Origin of the sequence: Kribbella sp. NPDC004875 (assembly GCF_042873375.1) — a bacterium.
Lineage (GTDB): Bacteria > Actinomycetota > Actinomycetes > Propionibacteriales > Kribbellaceae > Kribbella.
The window spans coordinates 1,444,067-1,461,296 of the sequence record NZ_JBIALI010000001.1; the positions used below are offsets into that span (position 1 = coordinate 1,444,067).

A 17,230-nucleotide genomic window follows, 5' to 3' on the forward strand; every position below is an offset into this window, starting at 1 on the left:
TTCAGACCAATCCCTCCAGCGCCGTCTGCGTCTTGCCGAGCGCGTCGGCCGGCGCGGCGTTGCCGGTCAGCACCTGCTTCCAGCCGTCCTCGATCGCCTTCTGGATCGCCGCGCCCTTGTCCGGCGACGGGATCGGCGTCGCGTAGCTGAGCGCCTGGTAGAGGTACTCCGTGCCCTTCGGCGCGTCGGTGAGGAACGACTGGCTGTTCGCGATCGACTTCCGGGCCGGGACGATGGTGCCGCCGAGCTGGGCGAACGTCGACGAGCCCTCCTTGGAGATCAGGAACTTGATGAACGTCCAGGCGTCGTCCTTCTTCTTCGACGCCTTCAGGATCGGGTACCCGTTCCAGCCGACCGGCGAGCCTTGCTCGACCTTCGTCGGCCACGGCACGATGCCCATCTTGGTGGTCGCCTTCAGGTTCCGGATGCTGATGATCGGCCAGCGGCCGCCGCCGAACATCGCCAGCTTGCCCTGCGCGGCCGCGGTGAACGCGTCGAAGGTGCCGCCGGGCGGCGGCGACAGCTTGTCGGCCACCAGCTTCCGGTTGAACTCGGCCGCCTCGACCGCCTTCGGGTCGTCGAACGTCGGCTTCGACCAGTCCTCGCTGAAGCTGCTGGTCCCGTTGGTGAGCAGCCACGGCATGATCGCCGCGAAGTACGCCGAGTCCGCGGCGTACCCGAAGGCTCCGGTCTTGGCCTTGATCTGCTCACACGCGTGCCGGAAGTCGTCCCACGTCCACTTCGCCGTCGGCTCCGGTACGCCGGCCTTCGCGAACAGGTCCTTCGAGTACCACATGCACATCGTGTTGAACTCGCCCGGCAGGTAATACGTCTTCCCGTCGGTGGAGGCGTACTTCTTGTCCCACTCGATCAGGTTCGGGTCCATGTCGGCGTAGTACTCGTCGATCGTCGACTGGTCCTTCTTGATGTAGTCGTCGAGCGGCGCGAGCAGGCCCTTGGACGCGAACAGCCGCTGGCCCTCGGTGGCGATCTGGATGACGTCCGGCACCTGGCCGCCGGCGATCCGGGTGGACAGCTTGTTGAAGAAGTCGCCCCAGTTCGACAGCGGGATGCCCTCGGCCTTGAGCTTGATCTCCGGGTGCTGCTCGGTGAACTTCGCGAACAGCTTGTTCCAGGTCGCCTGCTGCTCGGCGGTGCCCATGTAGACGAACGACAGTTCCTTCGACGAGGACCCACCGCCGCCTCCGCTACCACCACCACACGCGGCCAGCGTGGCGGCGAGCGTCGTACCACCGGTGGCCTGGAGGAAGCGTCGCCGACTGAGCAGGGGCTGATCCATGACCGTTCCTCCAGAGCGGGGAAATCGATTTCTCAGAAGTTCCCGGCAGCATAGCCCCGGCGGCCGAAACCGTGTCAAGGGTCGGGCGCCGGGAAACTCAGGGGGAATCCTTCACTCCCGCCGGGCCGCTCGCGGGCCGCGCCACCAGGCGGAAAACCGGATCCGGCCGGGGCGGCTGTCATGGGTGCACCCATGACATTTGTCAGTGGTCCGATCGCTGGCCACCGGGACCGCGACGGACGGACGATGCGAAGACCCCACCATCGCCGGCCTCCGCCCAGCCGGCCGAACGGACCGCGCGCGGAGGCCTGCCCAACCTCGAGGAGTCCAGTTGAGGCAACGGATTCTCGTGTCCGCCCTGGGCGCCGGCGCACTCGCCGTCGTCGGACTGACCGCCCCAGCACTGACCGCGTCGGGCGCCGTCTCGGCCCCGACCCCGTATACCGCCGGGAAGCATGCCAGCAAGGTGTGCTCGGCAACCAAGTCCGCCCACACCGCCGTGTGTGACGCGATCAAGCTGGTCAACGACAAGGGCGTCGCCCCGGCATCCACCACGCCGCCGGCCACCGGTCTCACGCCGACCGGCCTGCAGGACGCCTACAAACTCACCGGTCTGAAGGCCAACGGCCGCACCGTCGCGATCGTCGATGCCTACGGCTACCCGAACCTGGAGCGCGACCTCGGCGTCTACCGGTCCCAGTTCGGCCTGTCCGCGTGTACGACGGCCAACGGCTGCCTGCGGATCATCGACCAGAACGGCGGCACCTCGCTGCCGCGTTTCAACGCCGGCTGGGCCGGTGAGCAGGCGCTCGACGTCGACGCGGTCTCGGCCGCGGCACCGGACGCGAAGATCGTCGTCGTACAGGCCAAGTCGGCCAGCTTCGCCGACCTCGGTACGGCGGTGCAGACCGCCGCGAAGCAGGCCGGCGTGGTGGCGATCTCGAACAGCTACGGCGGTGGCGACGCGGACGACGCGACGTACGGCAGCTACTACAACCACCCGGGGATCGCGGTCACCGCGTCCACCGGCGACAACGGGTACCAGGGCGGCAGCTATCCCGCGTCCTCGTCGTACACGACGGCCGTCGGTGGTACGTCGTTGGTTGCCGCGAGCAACTCCCGGGGCTGGAGCGAGAGCGTGTGGAGCGGCGCCGGCTCGGGCTGCTCGTCGTACAACACGGCGCTGAGCGCCGCGGCGTTGTTCGACACCGGGTGCTCGAAGCGCGCGATGGCCGACGTCTCCGCGGCCTCCGACCCGGGCAAGGGTGGGATGGCGATCTATTACCCGACCAGCAAGACGGCGTCGACGTGGGCGCAGTTCGGCGGCACCAGTGAGGCGGCGCCGATCATCGCCGCGGTCTACGCGCTGTCCGGCAACACGGCCGGGTACGCGAACGCCACGCCGTACGCACACCCGGGTTCGCTCTTCGACGTGACGAGTGGCAGCAACGGTTCCTGCCCGACGACCCAGTGGTGCAACGCCCGGGCCGGCTGGGACGGCCCGACCGGCCTCGGTACGCCGAACGGCGCCGGCGCCTTCTGATCGAGTGACACCGGTAGTGATCGGATGGTGGCTGTGCGCAACAATTCGATCACTACCGGTACTGTTCCGAGCACGAAGGACAACCCTCGACTCCTGGGCATTCCGGAGATTTCTCTTCCCCGGGAGCTCCGGCGGGCTTAATGTCAGCCCCCGGGACGGGTCGTGGAGGGCGATCCGCAGACACGAACTCCATGGAGATTTGCTGTGACCACATCACGCAGAGGGCGGGGGCTCCTGGCAGTCTCCGCCGTCTCCGCGGCCGCCACCGTGCTGGCCATGACCGCCGCGGGCGCGGACGCCGCGCAGACCGCCGGTCCCGACAAGGGCAAGCCCGCCCAGTCGGAGAATTTCCAGGGCAAGGAGCAGAAGGGCTTCTACGACGCCCGGACGCCGAACGCCAAGACGACCTACGCCCGGGCCGCCAAGGTGGCCGGCAAGGAGACCGCGGCCTCGAAGAAGTTCCGCAGCTCGCTCGGCACCCAGGGTGTCGTCGAGGTCGACCCGAACACCGGTACGCCGGCCCAGGTCACCAAGCTGAACGGCTTCCTGACCGGGAAGAGCGCCAAGAAGGCCACCGCCGTCGCCCTCGACTACGTCAAGGCGCACCCCGAGGTCTTCAAGCTGTCCGACGCCGACCTCGGCACGCTGCAGCTGCGCAAGGACTACGTCGACGACCTCGGCACCCACCACATCTCGTGGTCCCAGGTGGTCGACGGCGTCGAGGTCTTCGGCAACGGCCTGAAGGCCAACGTGACCAAGAGCGGGCAGTTGGTCTCCGTGATGGGTTCCCCGGTCTCCGGCCTGACCTCGGCCGCCCAGGCCCGGTCGAACGCCGCGGCCCCGAAGCTGTCGGCGAACGCCGCCCGCAGCGCCGCCATCGAGGACATCGGCGCGACCGCGAAGAGCGCGACCGCGAAGTCCTCCGGCGTGAACACGACCTTCAGCAACGGCGACACCGCGAAGCAGGTGTGGTTCCACACCGCCGACGGGCTGCGCAAGGGCTGGATGACCTACGTCAACGCCGGCGGCACGAAGGTCTACACGCACGTCATCGACGCGCAGACCGGTGGCCTCCTCTACCGCCGTAACCTGTCCAGCGCCGGCGTCGGCGACGCCCTGGTCCAGGACAACTACCCCGGTGCGGCCAAGGGCGGCACCCAGCGGGTCGAGAACCTGATCTACAACAAGTGGCTGCCGAAGAACGCCAAGACCCTCCTGGACGGTTCGTCGGTGGCGGCCTGGGCCGACCTGAACGACGACAACCAGCCGAACGCCGGCGAGACGGTCAAGGTGCCCGGCACCAAGACCGGCGCCGAGTACAAGCTGACCACCTTCCAGAACTCGTCCACGCTCTGCTCGGCCTCGTTCATCTGCACCTGGGACCCGGCGAAGCCGGACTCCTGGAAGACGAACATGAACCAGGACGTCACGAACGCGTTCTACCTGGCCAGCAACTTCCACGACTGGCTGGCGAAGCCGCCGATCAGCTTCACCCCGGCGGCCGGCTCCTTCGACGCCGCGGGCGGCGACCCGGTGCTGCTGAACGCGCTGGACGGCGCGGCCACCGCCGCGAACGGCGGCCCCGACGCCAACCACATCGACAACGCGAACATGAACACCCCGCCGGACGGCACCCCGCCGACCATGCAGATGTACCTGTGGCACTACCCGGGCCTGACCGACGCGCAGGAGCCCCTGGTGCCGTCGAGCGGCGCCAACTCCGCGGACATCCTGTACCACGAGTACACCCACGGTCTGTCGAACCGCCTGGTCGTCGACGCCACCGGCAACTCGACGCTGAACAGCATCCAGGCGAACTCGATGGGTGAGGCCTGGAGCGACTTCTACGCGCTCGACTACCTGGTCTCGCACGGCCTGGAGAAGGACACCACCGCTCCTGGTGAGGTCCTCGAGGGCAAGTACGTGACCGGCGGCGGCACCATCCGCACCCAGGCGATCGACTGTCGCGTCAAGGCGGTCAGCGCGAACTGTGTCCAGCCGGACGGCTCGAAGGGCGGCTACACGTACGCCGACTTCCCGACCATCGGTGGCGCACCCGAGGTGCACGCCTCCGGTGAGGTCTGGGCCCAGACGCTGTGGGACCTCCGCGAGCGCTTCGGCCGCAGCTACGCGATGAGCATCATCACCCGGGCGATGGAGCTCTCGCCGTCCGACCCGACGATGCTCGACATGCGCAACGCGATCGTCCAGGCCGACCTGATCGCCAGCGGTGGCAAGAACGCCGACACGATCTGGACCGTGTTCGCCAACCGCGGCATGGGCTGGTACGCCGGTGTCGTCGACGGCGGTGACTCCTTCCCGGTCGAGGACTTCCACAAGCCGCCGACGGGTGCGACCACCACGCTCAGTGGCTCGGTGAAGGACAAGGACACCGGTGCTCCGGTGGCCGGTGCGCTCGTCTACGTCGGCGGTCACTCCTCCGGCTACGCGGGTGACTACGCCGGCACGACCGATGCAGCAGGCAACTACGCGATCAGCGGCGTCGCTCCGGGCACCTACCCGAAGGTCGTCGTGTCCGCTCCGGGCTACGAGCTGATCGTCCAGTCGGTCAAGGTCACGCCCGGTACCAAGGCGAACTTCGTCCCGCGCCGCAACTGGGCGGCCTCGTCCGGCGGCGGCACGGTCGCCGACTTCACCGGTCCGGACTTCAGCCCGCAGTGCGGCCCGGACTACGCGATCGACAACGCCCAGGGCACCGGCTGGGGAAGCACCACCGGTGACGACAAGGGCACGCCGACCAACACGATGATCGCCAAGCACATCGACATCAAGCTGCCGGCGAAGGTCAACGTGAGCAACTTCAACGTCGACCCGTCGAACACCTGTGGCGACCCGGGCAGCTCGTCGACCGGTCAGTACAAGATCGAGACCTCGGCCGACGGCACCACCTGGGCCACCGCGGCGGAAGGCACCTTCGCCGCCGCGAACCGGGGCAAGTACAACCTGGTCACCCCGACCGGCAACGCGACCGGTGTCCAGTACGTCCGGTTCTGGATGCTCAGCCCGCAGGTCCCGGACTTCCAGACGAACTGCCCCGACGGCGCGTTCGGCGGTTGCCAGTACACCGACATGACCGAACTCCAGGTCTTCGGCACCAAGTAAGCCGCACCAACCATCCGCGAAGGCCGGCCGAGCAACTGCTCGGCCGGCCTTCCGGCGTCTCACTGCGTCTTCTTGGGCTTCTTCTCGGCGGGCTTGGCCGGTGGCACGGTCTGCGCCCACTCGGCCCAGTCGGCGAGGGCAGAGTACAGGCGGACGCCGGCCTCGATGGTGACGCGCATCGACTGGGTCTGCTCGCTGTAGCCGAACTCGCCGCGGTCCTTGCGGGCGGCGTAGTCGCGGTACTGGCCGGCGAGCTCGCGGTAGTAACGCTCCTCGGCCTCGAGGTGGCGTTGCAGTTCGTCGGTGTCCATCATCCAGAAGAACAACGACCGCAGCAGCGGTTGCAGCCGCATCGTGTGGTCGACGTCGACCTCGGTCAGCCAGCGTTTCACCTCGGCCACGCCGGCGTCGGTGATCCGGTACGCCTTCCGGCGCCGCGGCCCCTCGCTCTCGACCTCGACCAGACCCTCGGCGGCGAGCTTGTTCAGTTCGGCGTAGATCTTCGGGTGCTGCGCCGGCCAGACCGAGCCGAGCACCTCGGTGAACCGCCCGGCCAGGTCGTACCCACTGGCCGGCCCTTCCGCGAGCAGCCCGAGCAGCCCGTGCCGCAACGACATACCGCCTCCTCGAAGATCGCCGTACGCCATCTTGACATGTCCCTACGGACATGTGCATGCTCGGATATGTCCCTAGGGACATGTCCTAGAGAACATCTCAAGCTGGGGAGTCGACATGACGGAGGAGCGGGCGGTTCTCGTCACCGGAGCGACCGGCGGCATCGGTACGGCGACGGTGCGGCTGCTGCGACGCCGGGGTTTCACGGTGTACGCCGGCGCGCGCGGGCGGGCCGAGTTCGAGCCAGGGGTTCGGGTGCTGCCGCTGGATGTGACGGATCCGGACAGCGTCGCGGCGGCGGCCAAGCGGGTGGCGGGTGAGGTCGACGGGCTGTGGGCGGTGGTCAACAGCGCGGGCGTGATCGTGCAGGGTCCGCTGGAGTTGGTGCCGGCCGACGAGTGGCGCCGTCAGGTCGAGGTGAACACGCTGGGACCGGCGACGGTGATCCGCGAGTTCCTGCCGCTGATTCGCGCCGGTCACGGGCGGATCGTGAACGTGAGCGCCGCGACCGGGCGGGTCGCCATGCCGTTGCTCGGGGCACTCTCCGCGAGCAAGGCCGGCCTGGAAGCGCTGTCGAACGCGCTGCGGCTGGAGCTGGCGGCGTGGCGGATCCCGGTGGTGGTGATCGAGCCTGGGACGACGGAAACGGAGATCTTCGCGCGGGCTAGGGCGGCTGCCGATGCCGCGCTGCAGCAGGCGGATCGCGAGCGGGTCGGGCTGTATCAAGGGCATCTGGCCGCCTATGAGAAGGCAATGGGCCGCTTCAAGCCGGGCCCGGTGGACAAGGTCGCCGACGTCATCGTCCGCGCGGTCGAGGCGCGCCGGCCACGACGTCGGTACGCCGTCGCGGAAGCCCGCACCCTGGGCGCGATCCTCCCGAAACTCCCACCCGCCCTCCGCGACAGCCTGCTCGCCACCTCGCTAGGCCTCAACCACCTCAACCCCTGACCGCCGCGCCGGCGCCGCACGTCCCCCACGGCCCCGCCGAGTCGTGGGTTCCGGTTGTGGTTCGAGGACCGGAATTCACGACTCGCGTTGGGGGTCAGGAGCCGAATGCCACGACTCGGCAGGCCGCGGGGGCTGAACGCTCCGGTCCGGATCGTGGATGGTGGGGAGTAAGTCTATTGGATTAGTTTAGTTTCGAGGGTGTGGGAGCTCTTGTCGGACGGTTGCCGTCTCGCTCAGTTGGTGGGCGGGGTGGCTACCGAGCCGCGTTCGATGAGGGTGGGGGTGAGGGTGGTCCGGCGGACCCGGCGGTTGGTGTCGACGGCCGAGGTCACGCGGGAGACGACGTGGGTGACCAGGTCGTCGAGGGGCCAGTGGAAGGTCGAGAGCGGGGGCGTGAGCAGCTGGGACATCGGCTGGTCGTCGTAGCCGAGCAGCGAGAGGTCGTCCGGGATCCGCAGGCCGAGCTCCCGGCTCGCGGCGTACACACCGAAGGCCATCGAGTCGGCGAGGGCGAGGATGCCGGTCGGGCGTGGCCTGCTGGTGAGCAGGTCGCGGGCGACCTCGGTCGCGCCGGCCAGGTCGTGGGGGCATTGCCGCAGGCGGATCGTCAGCCCGAGGTCACCGGCCACCCGTTGGGCGATCTGCTCCGCGGGGCGTTCCACCTCGAGGCGCCGGGTCGGGCTCAGTACGGCGAGGTCGCGGTGCCCGGCGTCGGCCAGGCGGCGCAGCGCCGTACTCACGCCGGTCTCGTTGTCCAGGATCACCTCGGACTTCGCCTTCGCGCCGGGGAGCGCGTCGCCGATCGCGATCACGGGGGCCTGGTCCGCGATCGCTGCCCAGCCCTTGTCGGCCGGGTTGATCGGGATCACCACGATCGCGTCGGCGCGGTGGTCGACCAGGTGCTGCGCGAGCTCGAGCTGGCGGTCGGCGTCGCCGGCCGAGTCGATGATCCAGGCGTTCCGCTCCGGGGCCAGGAGTTCGCGGCCGAGCGCGGCGGCGACGCGTTGCTGCCAGAGATCTTCGAGGGACGCGCACAGGACGCCGACCGATCCGCTGCGGCCCGAGGCGAGCGCGCGGGCGACCGGGTCGGCCTGGTACCCGAGGCGCTCGGCGGCGTCCTGGACGCGCTGTCTGGTCTCGGGGGTGCCGTGCAGACCGCGCAGTGCGTACGACACGGCGGCCATCGAGAGCCCGGTCTCGGCGGCGATGTCCTTGAGGGTTGGCCTCCGGCCGGTTCCGGACATGACCATGACCCTAGCCCGGCCCGCGGACAAAAACTTGACAGCGACGCCTTTGAAGCGCTTCACTCATATCATCCTGAAGCGCTTCAATCTGATCAAATCCGGGAGGTGAGGCTCCGATGATCGACGTCCACCAGCACCTGTGGCCGGAGGCCTTCGTCGACCGCCTCCGGGCTCGCCGCGAACCGCCGTACCTGGACGGCTGGACGCTGCACACCGCGACCGAGGCTCCGTACGACGTCGACCCGGCGGCGCACGAGATCGGTAAGCGAGTCGCGCTCGAGCAGGACGCCGGGACCGGACTGGCCGCGGTGTCGCTGTCGAGTCCGTTGGGTGTCGAGGAGCTCGGGGACGCCGAGCTGCTCGCGGCGTGGCACGACGGCGCCGCGGAGTTCCCCGCGCCCTTCCGCGCCTGGGCTTCCGTCGAGCTGCTCGAACCCGACACGGCCGGTCTGGAATCCCTGCTGGACAAGGGATTCCTGGGGCTACAGCTCCCCGCCCACGTGCTCGGTACGCCGTCGGCGTGGGAGGCGCAGGGTGAGCTGCTGCGGGTCGCGGAGCGATTGGGTAAGCCGATCCTGGTGCATCCAGGCGCGGCCGGCACGACCGATGGGCCGTGCTGGTGGGCACCGGTCGTGGACTACTCGACGCAGCTCCAAGCAGCGTGGTGGGCGTGGCATGCCTTCGGCGGCCGACGGTCGTACCCGGCCCTGCGGTTGTGCTTCGTCGCCGCGGCCGGTCTCGCGCCGGTACACCACGAGCGGCTGTCCGCACGCGGCGGCCGGCTCGGCACCATCGACCCGAATCTGTACGTCGACACCTCGAGCTACGGCCCGCAGGGGATCGACGCGGTCGCGCGGGTGCTCGGGATCGACCAGGTCGTGCACGGCACGGACCGGCCGTACGCCGACACCACCGACCTCCGCCAAGGCGACGCCGCGACCGCGGTGATCCGCCACGACAACCCCCACCGGCTGCTGTTCGGAGCCGGTGCACCTACTCCTGAGAGGGGAGTGCAGTGACTGCCCAGCCCATCGACGTACCCAACGTCCCGGCGCGCCAGGCCACCCGGCTCGTGGAGCTGAACAACTGTCTGTCGCTGGACGACCTTCCCGGTCGCGACCTGACGCCCGACGAGCTCTCGGAGCTCGCTGCCTCCATCGCCGCGCAGCCGCACCTGTGGGAGGACCAGGTCGCGTACAGCGACGAGGAGCGGGTCTTCGCCTCCCTGCACCGCGACGCGAACGTCGACGTCTGGCTGATCTGCTGGACCCCGGTCAACGACACCGGCTGGCACGACCACGACGTCTCGTCCGGCGCGGTCGCGGTCGCGAAGGGGAAGCTGGTCGAGCACAACCTCGCGATCGGTACCGAGTCGATCGAGACCGAGGTCGTCGCCGGAGACGTGTACGGGTTCGGCCCGGACCACATCCACCGCCTGACCGGTCTCGACAAGGGCAGTGTCACCGTCCACGCCTACAGCCCGCCGCTGTGGCGGATGGGGCAGTACTCGGTCAAGGACGGCGTACTCCGCCGGGTCTCGGTCTCCTACGCCGACGAGCTGCGCCCGATCGACTGACTGTCCGGACGCCCATTCTCTGACTGAGCCAGAGAATGGGCGTCGAGGTGGTACCGGTTCGAGAAGACCTTGGAAGCCTGAGGCCTCCACCCGCCGGGCTCGTCCGCCGGCGGGTGGAGGTGGGGTGTCACGGCATCCGGAGGACGCCGATCAGACCGTGGTTCTCGTCGTTGGGACCGGAGGAGAACCAGAGGGCGTCGGTGCCGCCCGTGGTCGCGGTGCCCTGCAGGAGTGCCCACAGGCCGTCGATCGTCAGCGGCTTGCCGTGCGTGTCGCGGACCAGGCCCGCGAACGCGAAGTGGCCGAGTGACCTCGGGTGGTAGATGCTGATCCGGCCGTCGCCGAAGTTGCCGACCAGCAGCGTGCCCCTGGGCTGACCCCAGGCCCTCGGAGCCAGTGCGAGACCCCACGGCGCGTTCAGTGTGCCGTGGGACGCGACGCGGGTGATCAGCCTGCCGTCGACCGTGTACTCGTCGACGAAACCGCGCCCGGGACCGGCGACCTCGTCGTTGGTCTTCGGGTCGACCTGCGCGTAGGTGACGAAGATCCGGCCCTTCAGCGCCTGCACGTTGAACGGACCGAAACTCTTCGGCAGGTGGTCGTCCCGGAACGCCCACTTCGGCGTCCGTACCCGGTCGAACCTGCTGTTGAAGACGTCGATCCGGTGCTGGGAGAAGTTCGCGGCGTACAGCCGGTCACCCGCCCGCTTGGTCGACGCGATCGCCAGCCCCTTGTAGACCGCTCCGCGGGTGCTGGCCTTGATCTCGGCCGGCCCGGTCGGCGAGTCGACCACCCGGCTCCAGGCCGCGATCTTTCCTTCCTCGGTGGCGAAGATGAAGTTCGCCGGCGCGCTGGTCTTCTTGTTCCTCAGGACGAACCCGGGGCCGGAGTTGTTCACCTGCCCGGTCGGCGAGTTCACCGTCACCCGGATGGGCAGCTTCGTGACCATCCGCGAGCCGGCGGGCACCGAGTACACCGTGGCGGTCGACGAATGGTTGTTGGCCGACCACAGCGGAGTGGTGGCACCGAGCGCCAGACCCCACGGATTCACCAGGTCGGGATCCTGGAACGCGGCCTTGCCCTTCTGGTCGGACACCAGGTTCACCTGCCGTACGGCGAGTTGGTGGGCCCGGTGCGCGCTGGCGGGGACTGCCGGGGCGAGCAGGGCGAGGCCACCGACCAGTGCGGTCGCGACCGCGACCGGACGGCGTTTCGAACGAACTGACATGACACTTCCCCCTCATCGGGAATACGGGACATAGCCGACACGGGTGGATCGGCGGAGTGGTTCAGAGGCCACTCGATCCGGAAGTGGTTATGGAGCCCGGCGCGCGGCGGCCGTTAGCGTCGGGGCATGAGGATTCGGGTGGTGGACGCGTTCACGGAGCGGGCCTTCGCGGGCAACCCGGCAGGGGTGTGTGTACTCGGGGCCGGCGACTGGCCGGACGACAGCTGGATGCAGAGCGTCGCCAAGGAAATGCAGCACGCCGAGACCGCCTTCACGCGTCCGAGCGCGACACCCGGTGCCGACTGGGACCTGCGCTGGTTCACTCCGGCGATCGAGGTGGACATGTGTGGTCACGCGACGCTGGCCACCACGCACGCGTTGATCGCGGACGGTCTGGTCACCGACCACGTCCGGTTCAGTACCCGGAGCGGCATCCTGTCGGCGTCGGCGGACGCGGGCCGGATCACGCTGGACTTCCCGATCTCACCCGTGGCGCCGATCGACGTACCGGACGGGCTGGTGGAGGCGCTGGGCGTCAAGCCGGACGAGGTCTACGGGACCGGACCGCTGACCGACGTACTGGTGGTGCTGTCCGACGAGGACGCGGTGCGGGCGGTCAGCCCGGACCTGGTCCGGCTGGAGGCGATCAACCGGCGCGACCGCAACCGGGGCACGATCGTGACCGCACCGGCCGATGCGGAGTACGACTTCGTCTCCAGGTTCTTCGCGCCGGTCGCCGGGATCCCGGAGGACCCGGTCTGCGGGAGCGCCCACACCGCGCTCGCGTCGTACTGGTCCGAGCGCCTCGGGCGGAGTGACCTGGTCGGGCACCAGGTGTCCGCCCGCGGCGGGGTCCTTCAGGTCACCGCTGCCGGTGACCGCGTCCACCTGGGTGGTAGCGCGGTCACCGTGCTGGACGGCGAACTGCTGGTCTAGGCCCAGGTCTCGGCGTGGGTGGCCACGCCGTTCGGGGCGATCAGTTCGGTCACGACGTCCTCGGCATCCGCGTCCAGCGCCTCGAACGGCGGCTCCGGTACGACGTACGCGCGGGCGCCCGCGATCAGCTCGGTGCCGGGCAGCTCGAACCAGGCCTCGCCGACCTCGCGGCTGATCTCGTAGATGGCCTGCTCGGCGGTCTCGACCGGCTCGCGGTCACCGGACTCGTCCAGCTCGGCCGGGTGCCGCTCCTGCGCGGCGCGGCCGGCCTCCAGCAGTTCGTCCAGGTCGACGATGCGCAGGTCGAACCGCGACACCACGCTGATCACCTGGTCCGGCTCGGTCTCCTCGTCGTCCTCGTCGTCGGCCGAGTCGTCGAGCAGCAGGGGCGCCGTACCGGTGTGTTCGAAGACGGCGTCGTTCCAGTCCTCGACCACGCCCTCGAGCGCGGCGTTGTGCTCGAAGAGCGTGGAGTGGTCCTCCTCGCCCGTCATCGCGAGCAGCGCCTCGGTGTGGGCCTGCAGGCGCTCGGCCAGCTTCCGGCTCGCCTCGGCGAGGGCGGCCCGGGAGTCCGCGGAATAGAACTGCTCCGCGGGGGCGGTGATGTCCATCTCTGTCACGTGGTTGTTCTTCCCTTGTCGGTCGGTGGGAGGGCATCGGGGGAAATGCCAGCCGTAAGTATGTGAGAAGCCTGTGAGAGCTGCGTCAGCGGGTGTGAGAGGCCTGCGAGAACCCTCCTGACCGGGCAGCGAACGGTGTCCAGTTGAGCTCATGAACACCTTCACCCTGCTGGGGCGGCGCCATGGATGACGTCATCTACCTCGCACTCACCGTCGTCGTGTTCGCGGCCGTCTGGTCCGCCTTGCGCGGAGTGGAGAAGCTGTGAGCGCCGAGAACATCGCCGGTTTGGTCGTGGCCGCTGCCCTGGTGCTCTACCTGATCGCCGCCCTGATCTTTCCCGAGAGGTTCTGATGTCCGACACCGCGGCCGGCCTGTTACAGGTCGGCTTCCTGATCGTGTGCCTGGCGGCGGTCTACCGGCCGCTCGGTGGATACATGGCCCGCGTCTTCACGTCCGACAAGGACCTCCGGGTCGAACGTATGACCTACAAGCTGTTCGGCGTCGACTCGAAGGCCGACCAGACCTGGGCCGTGTACGCCCGGTCGCTGCTCGCGTTCTCCGCACTCAGCGTCGTCCTGCTGTACCTGTTGCAGCGCCTGCAGCACTGGCTGCCGCTGTCGCTCGGACTGCCGAACGTGCCGTCCGGTCTGGCCTTCAACACCGCCGCGTCGTTCGTCTCGAACACCAACTGGCAGAACTACTCGCCCGAGGTGACGATGGGCCACCTGGTCCAGTTCGCCGGCCTCGCGGTGCAGAACTTCCTGTCCGCGGCCGTCGGCATCACCGTCGCGATCGCCCTGATCCGGGGCTTCGCCCGGTCCAAGACCGACCGGCTCGGCAACTTCTGGGTCGACCTGACCCGGACCACGCTGCGGATCCTGCTGCCGATGGCAGTCGTCGGCGGGCTCGCGCTGGTCGCGATGGGCGTCGTCCAGAACTTCTCCGGCGGTCACGAGCTGACCTCGGTGGTCGGCCAGACCCAGACCGTTCCGGGCGGGCCGGTGGCCAGCCAGGAGGTCATCAAGGAGCTGGGCACCAACGGTGGTGGTTTCTACAACGCCAACTCCGCGCACCCGTTCGAGAACCCGAACGGCCTGTCGAACCTGTTCGAGATCTTCCTGCTGCTGGTGATCCCGGTCTGCATCACCCGGACGTTCGGCCTGATGGTGAAGGACAAGCGGCAGGGCTACGCGATCCTCGGCGTGATGGGTGTGCTGTGGGCGGCCTTCACCTTCTCCGCGACGCTCTTCGAGAACCTCGGCGCCGGTACGGCGACCCAGGCCGCCGGCGCCGCGATGGAAGGCAAGGAAACCCGCTTCGGCGAATGGGCCTCGGCACTGTTCGCCACCTCCACCACGGGTACGTCGACCGGCGCGGTGAACTCGGCGCACGACTCGTTCACCCCGTTGGGCGGCGGTACGGCGCTGTTCCACATGATGCTCGGTGAGGTGTCACCGGGCGGTACGGGCACCGGCCTCTACGGCATGCTGATCCTCGCGGTCCTGGCGGTGTTCGTCGCGGGCCTGATGGTCGGGCGCACCCCGGAGTACCTGAAGAAGAAGATCACCGCGCGCGAGATGAAGCTGGTCTCGCTGTACATCCTGACGACGCCGACCGTGGTACTGGCCGGTGCGTCGATCGCGATGGGACTCGCGGTCGCGCGGGCCTCGATCTTCAACACCGACAGCCCGCACGGGTTCTCCGAGGTGCTGTACGCGTTCACCTCTGCCGGTAACAACAACGGCAGCGCGTTCGGTGGCCTGAGCGGCAACATCCCGTTCTACAACACCGCGCTCGGTCTGGTGATGCTGCTCGGCCGGTTCGTGCCGATCGTGTTCGCACTCGCGCTGGCCGGCTCGCTCGCCCAGCAGCAGCCGGTGCCCGTGACCCAGGGCACGCTGCCCACCCACAAGGCACTCTTCGTGACGATGCTGGTCGGGACCGTCCTGATCGTCACGGGCCTGACGTACTTCCCCGCACTGACTCTCGGACCCCTCGCGGAGGGACTGTGACCACGCTGACGACGCCGCCCGTCTCGCAACCGGCGGCTGCTACCCCGAAGAAGGCACCCTCGGGCCTGTTCGACCCGAAGATGCTGCTCACCTCGCTGCCGGACGCGCTGCGCAAGCTCGACCCGCGGGTGATGTGGAAGAACCCGGTGATGTTCGTCGTCGAGGTCGGCGCGGTCGCGTCGACGGTCTTCGCCGTCACCGACTCCAGCGTGTTCGTCTGGTGGATCGTCGTCTGGCTCTGGCTGACCGTGATCTTCGCGAACCTCGCCGAAGCGGTCGCCGAGGGCCGTGGCAAGGCCCAGGCCGAGACGCTGCGCCGGGCCAAGACCGAGACCACCGCGCGGCGCCTGGTCGGCGACCAGGAGGAAGCGGTCCCGGCCACCCAGTTGCGGCTCGGCGACCTGGTCGTCGTCGAGGCCGGCCAGATCATCCCCGGCGACGGTGACGTCGTCGAGGGCGTGGCCAGCGTCGACGAGTCGGCGATCACCGGCGAGTCGGCCCCGGTCATCCGGGAGTCCGGCGGCGACCGGAGCGCGGTCACCGGCGGCACCAAGGTGCTGTCGGACCGGATCGTCGTGAAGATCACCACCAAGCCCGGTGAGAGCTTCATCGACCGGATGATCGCGCTGGTCGAGGGTGCGTCCCGGCAGAAGACGCCGAACGAGATCGCGCTGAACATCCTGCTGGCCAGCCTCACCATCGTGTTCCTGGTCGCGACCGTCACGCTGCCGCCGTTCGCGGCGTACGCGAAGGTCAACCTGAACATCGTGATCCTGGTGGCCCTGCTGGTCTGTCTGATCCCGACCACGATCGGCGCACTGCTGTCCGCGATCGGCATCGCCGGCATGGACCGGCTGGTGCAGCGCAACGTGCTGGCGATGTCCGGACGCGCGGTCGAGGCGGCCGGCGACGTGAACACGCTGCTGCTGGACAAGACCGGCACCATCACGCTGGGCAACCGGCAGGCGGCGGAGTTCATCCCGGTCGACGGTGTCACCGACACCGACCTGGCCGACGCGGCCCAGCTGTCCAGCCTCGCGGACGAGACGCCGGAAGGCCGGTCGATCGTCGTACTGGCGAAGACCGGGTACGGGCTGCGGGAGCGGCACACCGGAGAGTTGCCGCACGCAACGTTCGTGGAGTTCACCGCGCAGACCCGGATGAGCGGCGTGGACGTCGACGACCGGCAGATCCGCAAGGGCGCCGCGGGTGCGGTGAACGCGTGGATCGGTCAGCACGGCGGAGCCACCGACGGCAAGCTCGGTGAGATCGTCGACGGTATCTCAGCCTCCGGTGGTACGCCGCTGGTCGTTGCCGAGAGCATCGACGGCAAGGCCCGCGCACTCGGCGTCATCCACCTGAAGGACGTCGTCAAGGAGGGCATGCGGGAGCGGTTCGACCAGATGCGCGCGATGGGCATCCGGACCGTGATGATCACCGGCGACAACGCACTGACCGCGAAGGCGATCGCCGACGAGGCCGGGGTCGACGACTTCCTGGCCGAGGCGACGCCCGAGGACAAGATGGCGCTGATCAAGAAGGAGCAGGAGGGCGGCCGGCTGGTCGCGATGACCGGTGACGGCACCAACGACGCGCCGGCGCTGGCGCAGGCGGATGTCGGCGTGGCGATGAACACCGGCACGTCGGCCGCGAAGGAGGCCGGCAACATGGTCGACCTCGACTCCAACCCGACGAAGCTGATCGAGATCGTCGAGATCGGCAAGCAGTTGCTGATCACCCGCGGTTCGCTGACCACGTTCTCGATCGCGAACGACGTCGCGAAGTACTTCGCGATCCTGCCGGCGCTGTTCGCGGCGGCGTACCCCGGGCTGGACAAGCTGAACATCATGGGGCTGCACTCGCCGGAGTCGGCGATCGTGTCCGCGATCGTGTTCAACGCGCTGATCATCATCGGGCTGGTCCCGCTGGCGCTGCGCGGCGTCCGGTACCGGCCGTCGTCCGCCTCGGCGATGCTCCGCCGGAACCTGCTGGTGTACGGCGTCGGCGGCCTGATCTCACCGTTCCTCGGCATCAAGCTCCTCGACCTGGTGATCTCGCTGATCCCCGGTCTGCGTTGAGAGGTA

The 17,230-nt window shown here is 68.9% G+C and carries 14 protein-coding genes; 9 read left to right on the plus strand and 5 right to left on the minus strand.

Annotated elements, in window-relative coordinates:
- Position 1 precedes the first annotated feature (1 nt).
- Positions 2–1,300 (minus strand): extracellular solute-binding protein, encoded by a 1,299-nt coding sequence (locus ACFYRH_RS06975; RefSeq protein ID WP_387769360.1) that lies wholly within the window; start codon positions 1,298–1,300, stop codon positions 2–4.
- A 331-nt stretch (positions 1,301–1,631) separates the two neighbouring features.
- Between ACFYRH_RS06975 and ACFYRH_RS06980 the strand changes: the two genes are divergently transcribed.
- On the plus strand, positions 1,632–2,843 hold the full coding sequence (locus ACFYRH_RS06980; protein ID WP_387769363.1) for a hypothetical protein: 1,212 nt from the start codon (positions 1,632–1,634) through the stop codon (positions 2,841–2,843).
- A 276-nt stretch (positions 2,844–3,119) separates the two neighbouring features.
- Positions 3,120–5,966, plus strand: a complete 2,847-nt coding sequence (locus ACFYRH_RS06985) for a M36 family metallopeptidase (RefSeq protein ID WP_387769366.1) — start codon at positions 3,120–3,122, stop codon at positions 5,964–5,966.
- A 59-nt stretch (positions 5,967–6,025) separates the two neighbouring features.
- On the opposite strand, the gene ACFYRH_RS06990 is transcribed toward ACFYRH_RS06985, so the two are convergent.
- Positions 6,026–6,583: a helix-turn-helix transcriptional regulator gene (locus ACFYRH_RS06990; RefSeq protein WP_387769368.1), complete on the minus strand. Its 558-nt coding sequence runs from the start codon at positions 6,581–6,583 to the stop codon at positions 6,026–6,028.
- Positions 6,584–6,698: 115 nt separating this feature from the next.
- Between ACFYRH_RS06990 and ACFYRH_RS06995 the strand changes: the two genes are divergently transcribed.
- A complete protein-coding gene (locus ACFYRH_RS06995; protein WP_387769370.1) occupies positions 6,699–7,529 on the plus strand; it encodes an SDR family NAD(P)-dependent oxidoreductase in 831 nt (276 codons plus the stop codon).
- Positions 7,530–7,762: 233 nt separating this feature from the next.
- Here ACFYRH_RS06995 and ACFYRH_RS07000 read toward each other — a convergent pair whose 3' ends face one another.
- Positions 7,763–8,773 (minus strand): LacI family DNA-binding transcriptional regulator, encoded by a 1,011-nt coding sequence (locus tag ACFYRH_RS07000; RefSeq protein WP_387769373.1) that lies wholly within the window; start codon positions 8,771–8,773, stop codon positions 7,763–7,765.
- A 116-nt stretch (positions 8,774–8,889) separates the two neighbouring features.
- On the opposite strand from ACFYRH_RS07000, the gene ACFYRH_RS07005 reads away from it, so the two are divergent.
- Both ACFYRH_RS07005 and ACFYRH_RS07010 read left to right on the plus strand, forming a co-directional pair.
- Positions 8,890–9,792 (plus strand): amidohydrolase family protein, encoded by a 903-nt coding sequence (locus ACFYRH_RS07005; RefSeq protein ID WP_387769376.1) that lies wholly within the window; start codon positions 8,890–8,892, stop codon positions 9,790–9,792.
- Positions 9,789–10,349 carry a cysteine dioxygenase gene (locus ACFYRH_RS07010; RefSeq protein WP_387769379.1) on the plus strand — a complete coding sequence of 187 codons (561 nt, stop codon included), beginning with the start codon at positions 9,789–9,791 and terminating at the stop codon, positions 10,347–10,349. Before ACFYRH_RS07005 ends, ACFYRH_RS07010 begins: the two co-directional genes overlap by 4 nt.
- 127 nt (positions 10,350–10,476) lie before the next feature.
- Here ACFYRH_RS07010 and ACFYRH_RS07015 read toward each other — a convergent pair whose 3' ends face one another.
- Positions 10,477–11,577 carry a TIGR03118 family protein gene (locus tag ACFYRH_RS07015; protein ID WP_387769382.1) on the minus strand — a complete coding sequence of 367 codons (1,101 nt, stop codon included), beginning with the start codon at positions 11,575–11,577 and terminating at the stop codon, positions 10,477–10,479.
- Between the two features lie 126 nt (positions 11,578–11,703).
- Between ACFYRH_RS07015 and ACFYRH_RS07020 the strand changes: the two genes are divergently transcribed.
- Entirely contained in the window at positions 11,704–12,513 is an 810-nt protein-coding gene (locus ACFYRH_RS07020; RefSeq protein WP_387769385.1) for a PhzF family phenazine biosynthesis protein, read from the plus strand.
- Here ACFYRH_RS07020 and ACFYRH_RS07025 read toward each other — a convergent pair.
- Positions 12,510–13,124, minus strand: coding sequence for a hypothetical protein (locus tag ACFYRH_RS07025; protein ID WP_387771727.1), 615 nt, complete (start codon positions 13,122–13,124; stop codon positions 12,510–12,512). The two genes, ACFYRH_RS07020 and ACFYRH_RS07025, sit on opposite strands and share 4 nt — an antisense overlap.
- A 271-nt stretch (positions 13,125–13,395) precedes the next feature.
- On the opposite strand from ACFYRH_RS07025, the gene kdpF reads away from it, so the two are divergent.
- The 3 genes from kdpF to kdpB all read left to right on the plus strand — a co-directional run bounded on the left by kdpF (position 13,396) and on the right by kdpB (position 17,224).
- On the plus strand, positions 13,396–13,485 hold the full coding sequence (kdpF, locus tag ACFYRH_RS07030; protein ID WP_137256202.1) for a K(+)-transporting ATPase subunit F: 90 nt from the start codon (positions 13,396–13,398) through the stop codon (positions 13,483–13,485).
- Positions 13,485–15,146 carry a potassium-transporting ATPase subunit KdpA gene (gene kdpA, locus ACFYRH_RS07035; RefSeq protein WP_387769388.1) on the plus strand — a complete coding sequence of 554 codons (1,662 nt, stop codon included), beginning with the start codon at positions 13,485–13,487 and terminating at the stop codon, positions 15,144–15,146. Before kdpF ends, kdpA begins: the two co-directional genes overlap by 1 nt.
- Before the next feature lie 65 nt (positions 15,147–15,211).
- Positions 15,212–17,224, plus strand: coding sequence for a potassium-transporting ATPase subunit KdpB (gene kdpB, locus ACFYRH_RS07040; protein ID WP_387771730.1), 2,013 nt, complete (start codon positions 15,212–15,214; stop codon positions 17,222–17,224).
- Positions 17,225–17,230 lie beyond the last annotated feature (6 nt).

What these genes read in the sequence shown, in the direction of transcription:
- ACFYRH_RS07020 (WP_387769385.1), top strand. Translation starts at nt 11,704, where the DNA reads ATGAGGATTCGGGTGGTGGACGCGTTCACGGAGCGGGCCTTCGCGGGC.
- ACFYRH_RS06985 (WP_387769366.1), top strand. Translation starts at nt 3,120, where the DNA reads ATGACCGCCGCGGGCGCGGACGCCGCGCAGACCGCCGGTCCCGACAAG.
- ACFYRH_RS06990 (WP_387769368.1), bottom strand. Translation starts at nt 6,583, where the DNA reads ATGTCGTTGCGGCACGGGCTGCTCGGGCTGCTCGCGGAAGGGCCGGCC.
- ACFYRH_RS07025 (WP_387771727.1), bottom strand. Translation starts at nt 13,124, where the DNA reads ATGGACATCACCGCCCCCGCGGAGCAGTTCTATTCCGCGGACTCCCGG.
- ACFYRH_RS06995 (WP_387769370.1), top strand. Translation starts at nt 6,699, where the DNA reads ATGACGGAGGAGCGGGCGGTTCTCGTCACCGGAGCGACCGGCGGCATC.
- kdpA (WP_387769388.1), top strand. Translation starts at nt 13,485, where the DNA reads ATGTCCGACACCGCGGCCGGCCTGTTACAGGTCGGCTTCCTGATCGTG.
- ACFYRH_RS07005 (WP_387769376.1), top strand. Translation starts at nt 8,890, where the DNA reads ATGATCGACGTCCACCAGCACCTGTGGCCGGAGGCCTTCGTCGACCGC.
- ACFYRH_RS07000 (WP_387769373.1), bottom strand. Translation starts at nt 8,773, where the DNA reads ATGTCCGGAACCGGCCGGAGGCCAACCCTCAAGGACATCGCCGCCGAG.
- ACFYRH_RS07015 (WP_387769382.1), bottom strand. Translation starts at nt 11,577, where the DNA reads ATGTCAGTTCGTTCGAAACGCCGTCCGGTCGCGGTCGCGACCGCACTG.
- ACFYRH_RS06975 (WP_387769360.1), bottom strand. Translation starts at nt 1,300, where the DNA reads ATGGATCAGCCCCTGCTCAGTCGGCGACGCTTCCTCCAGGCCACCGGT.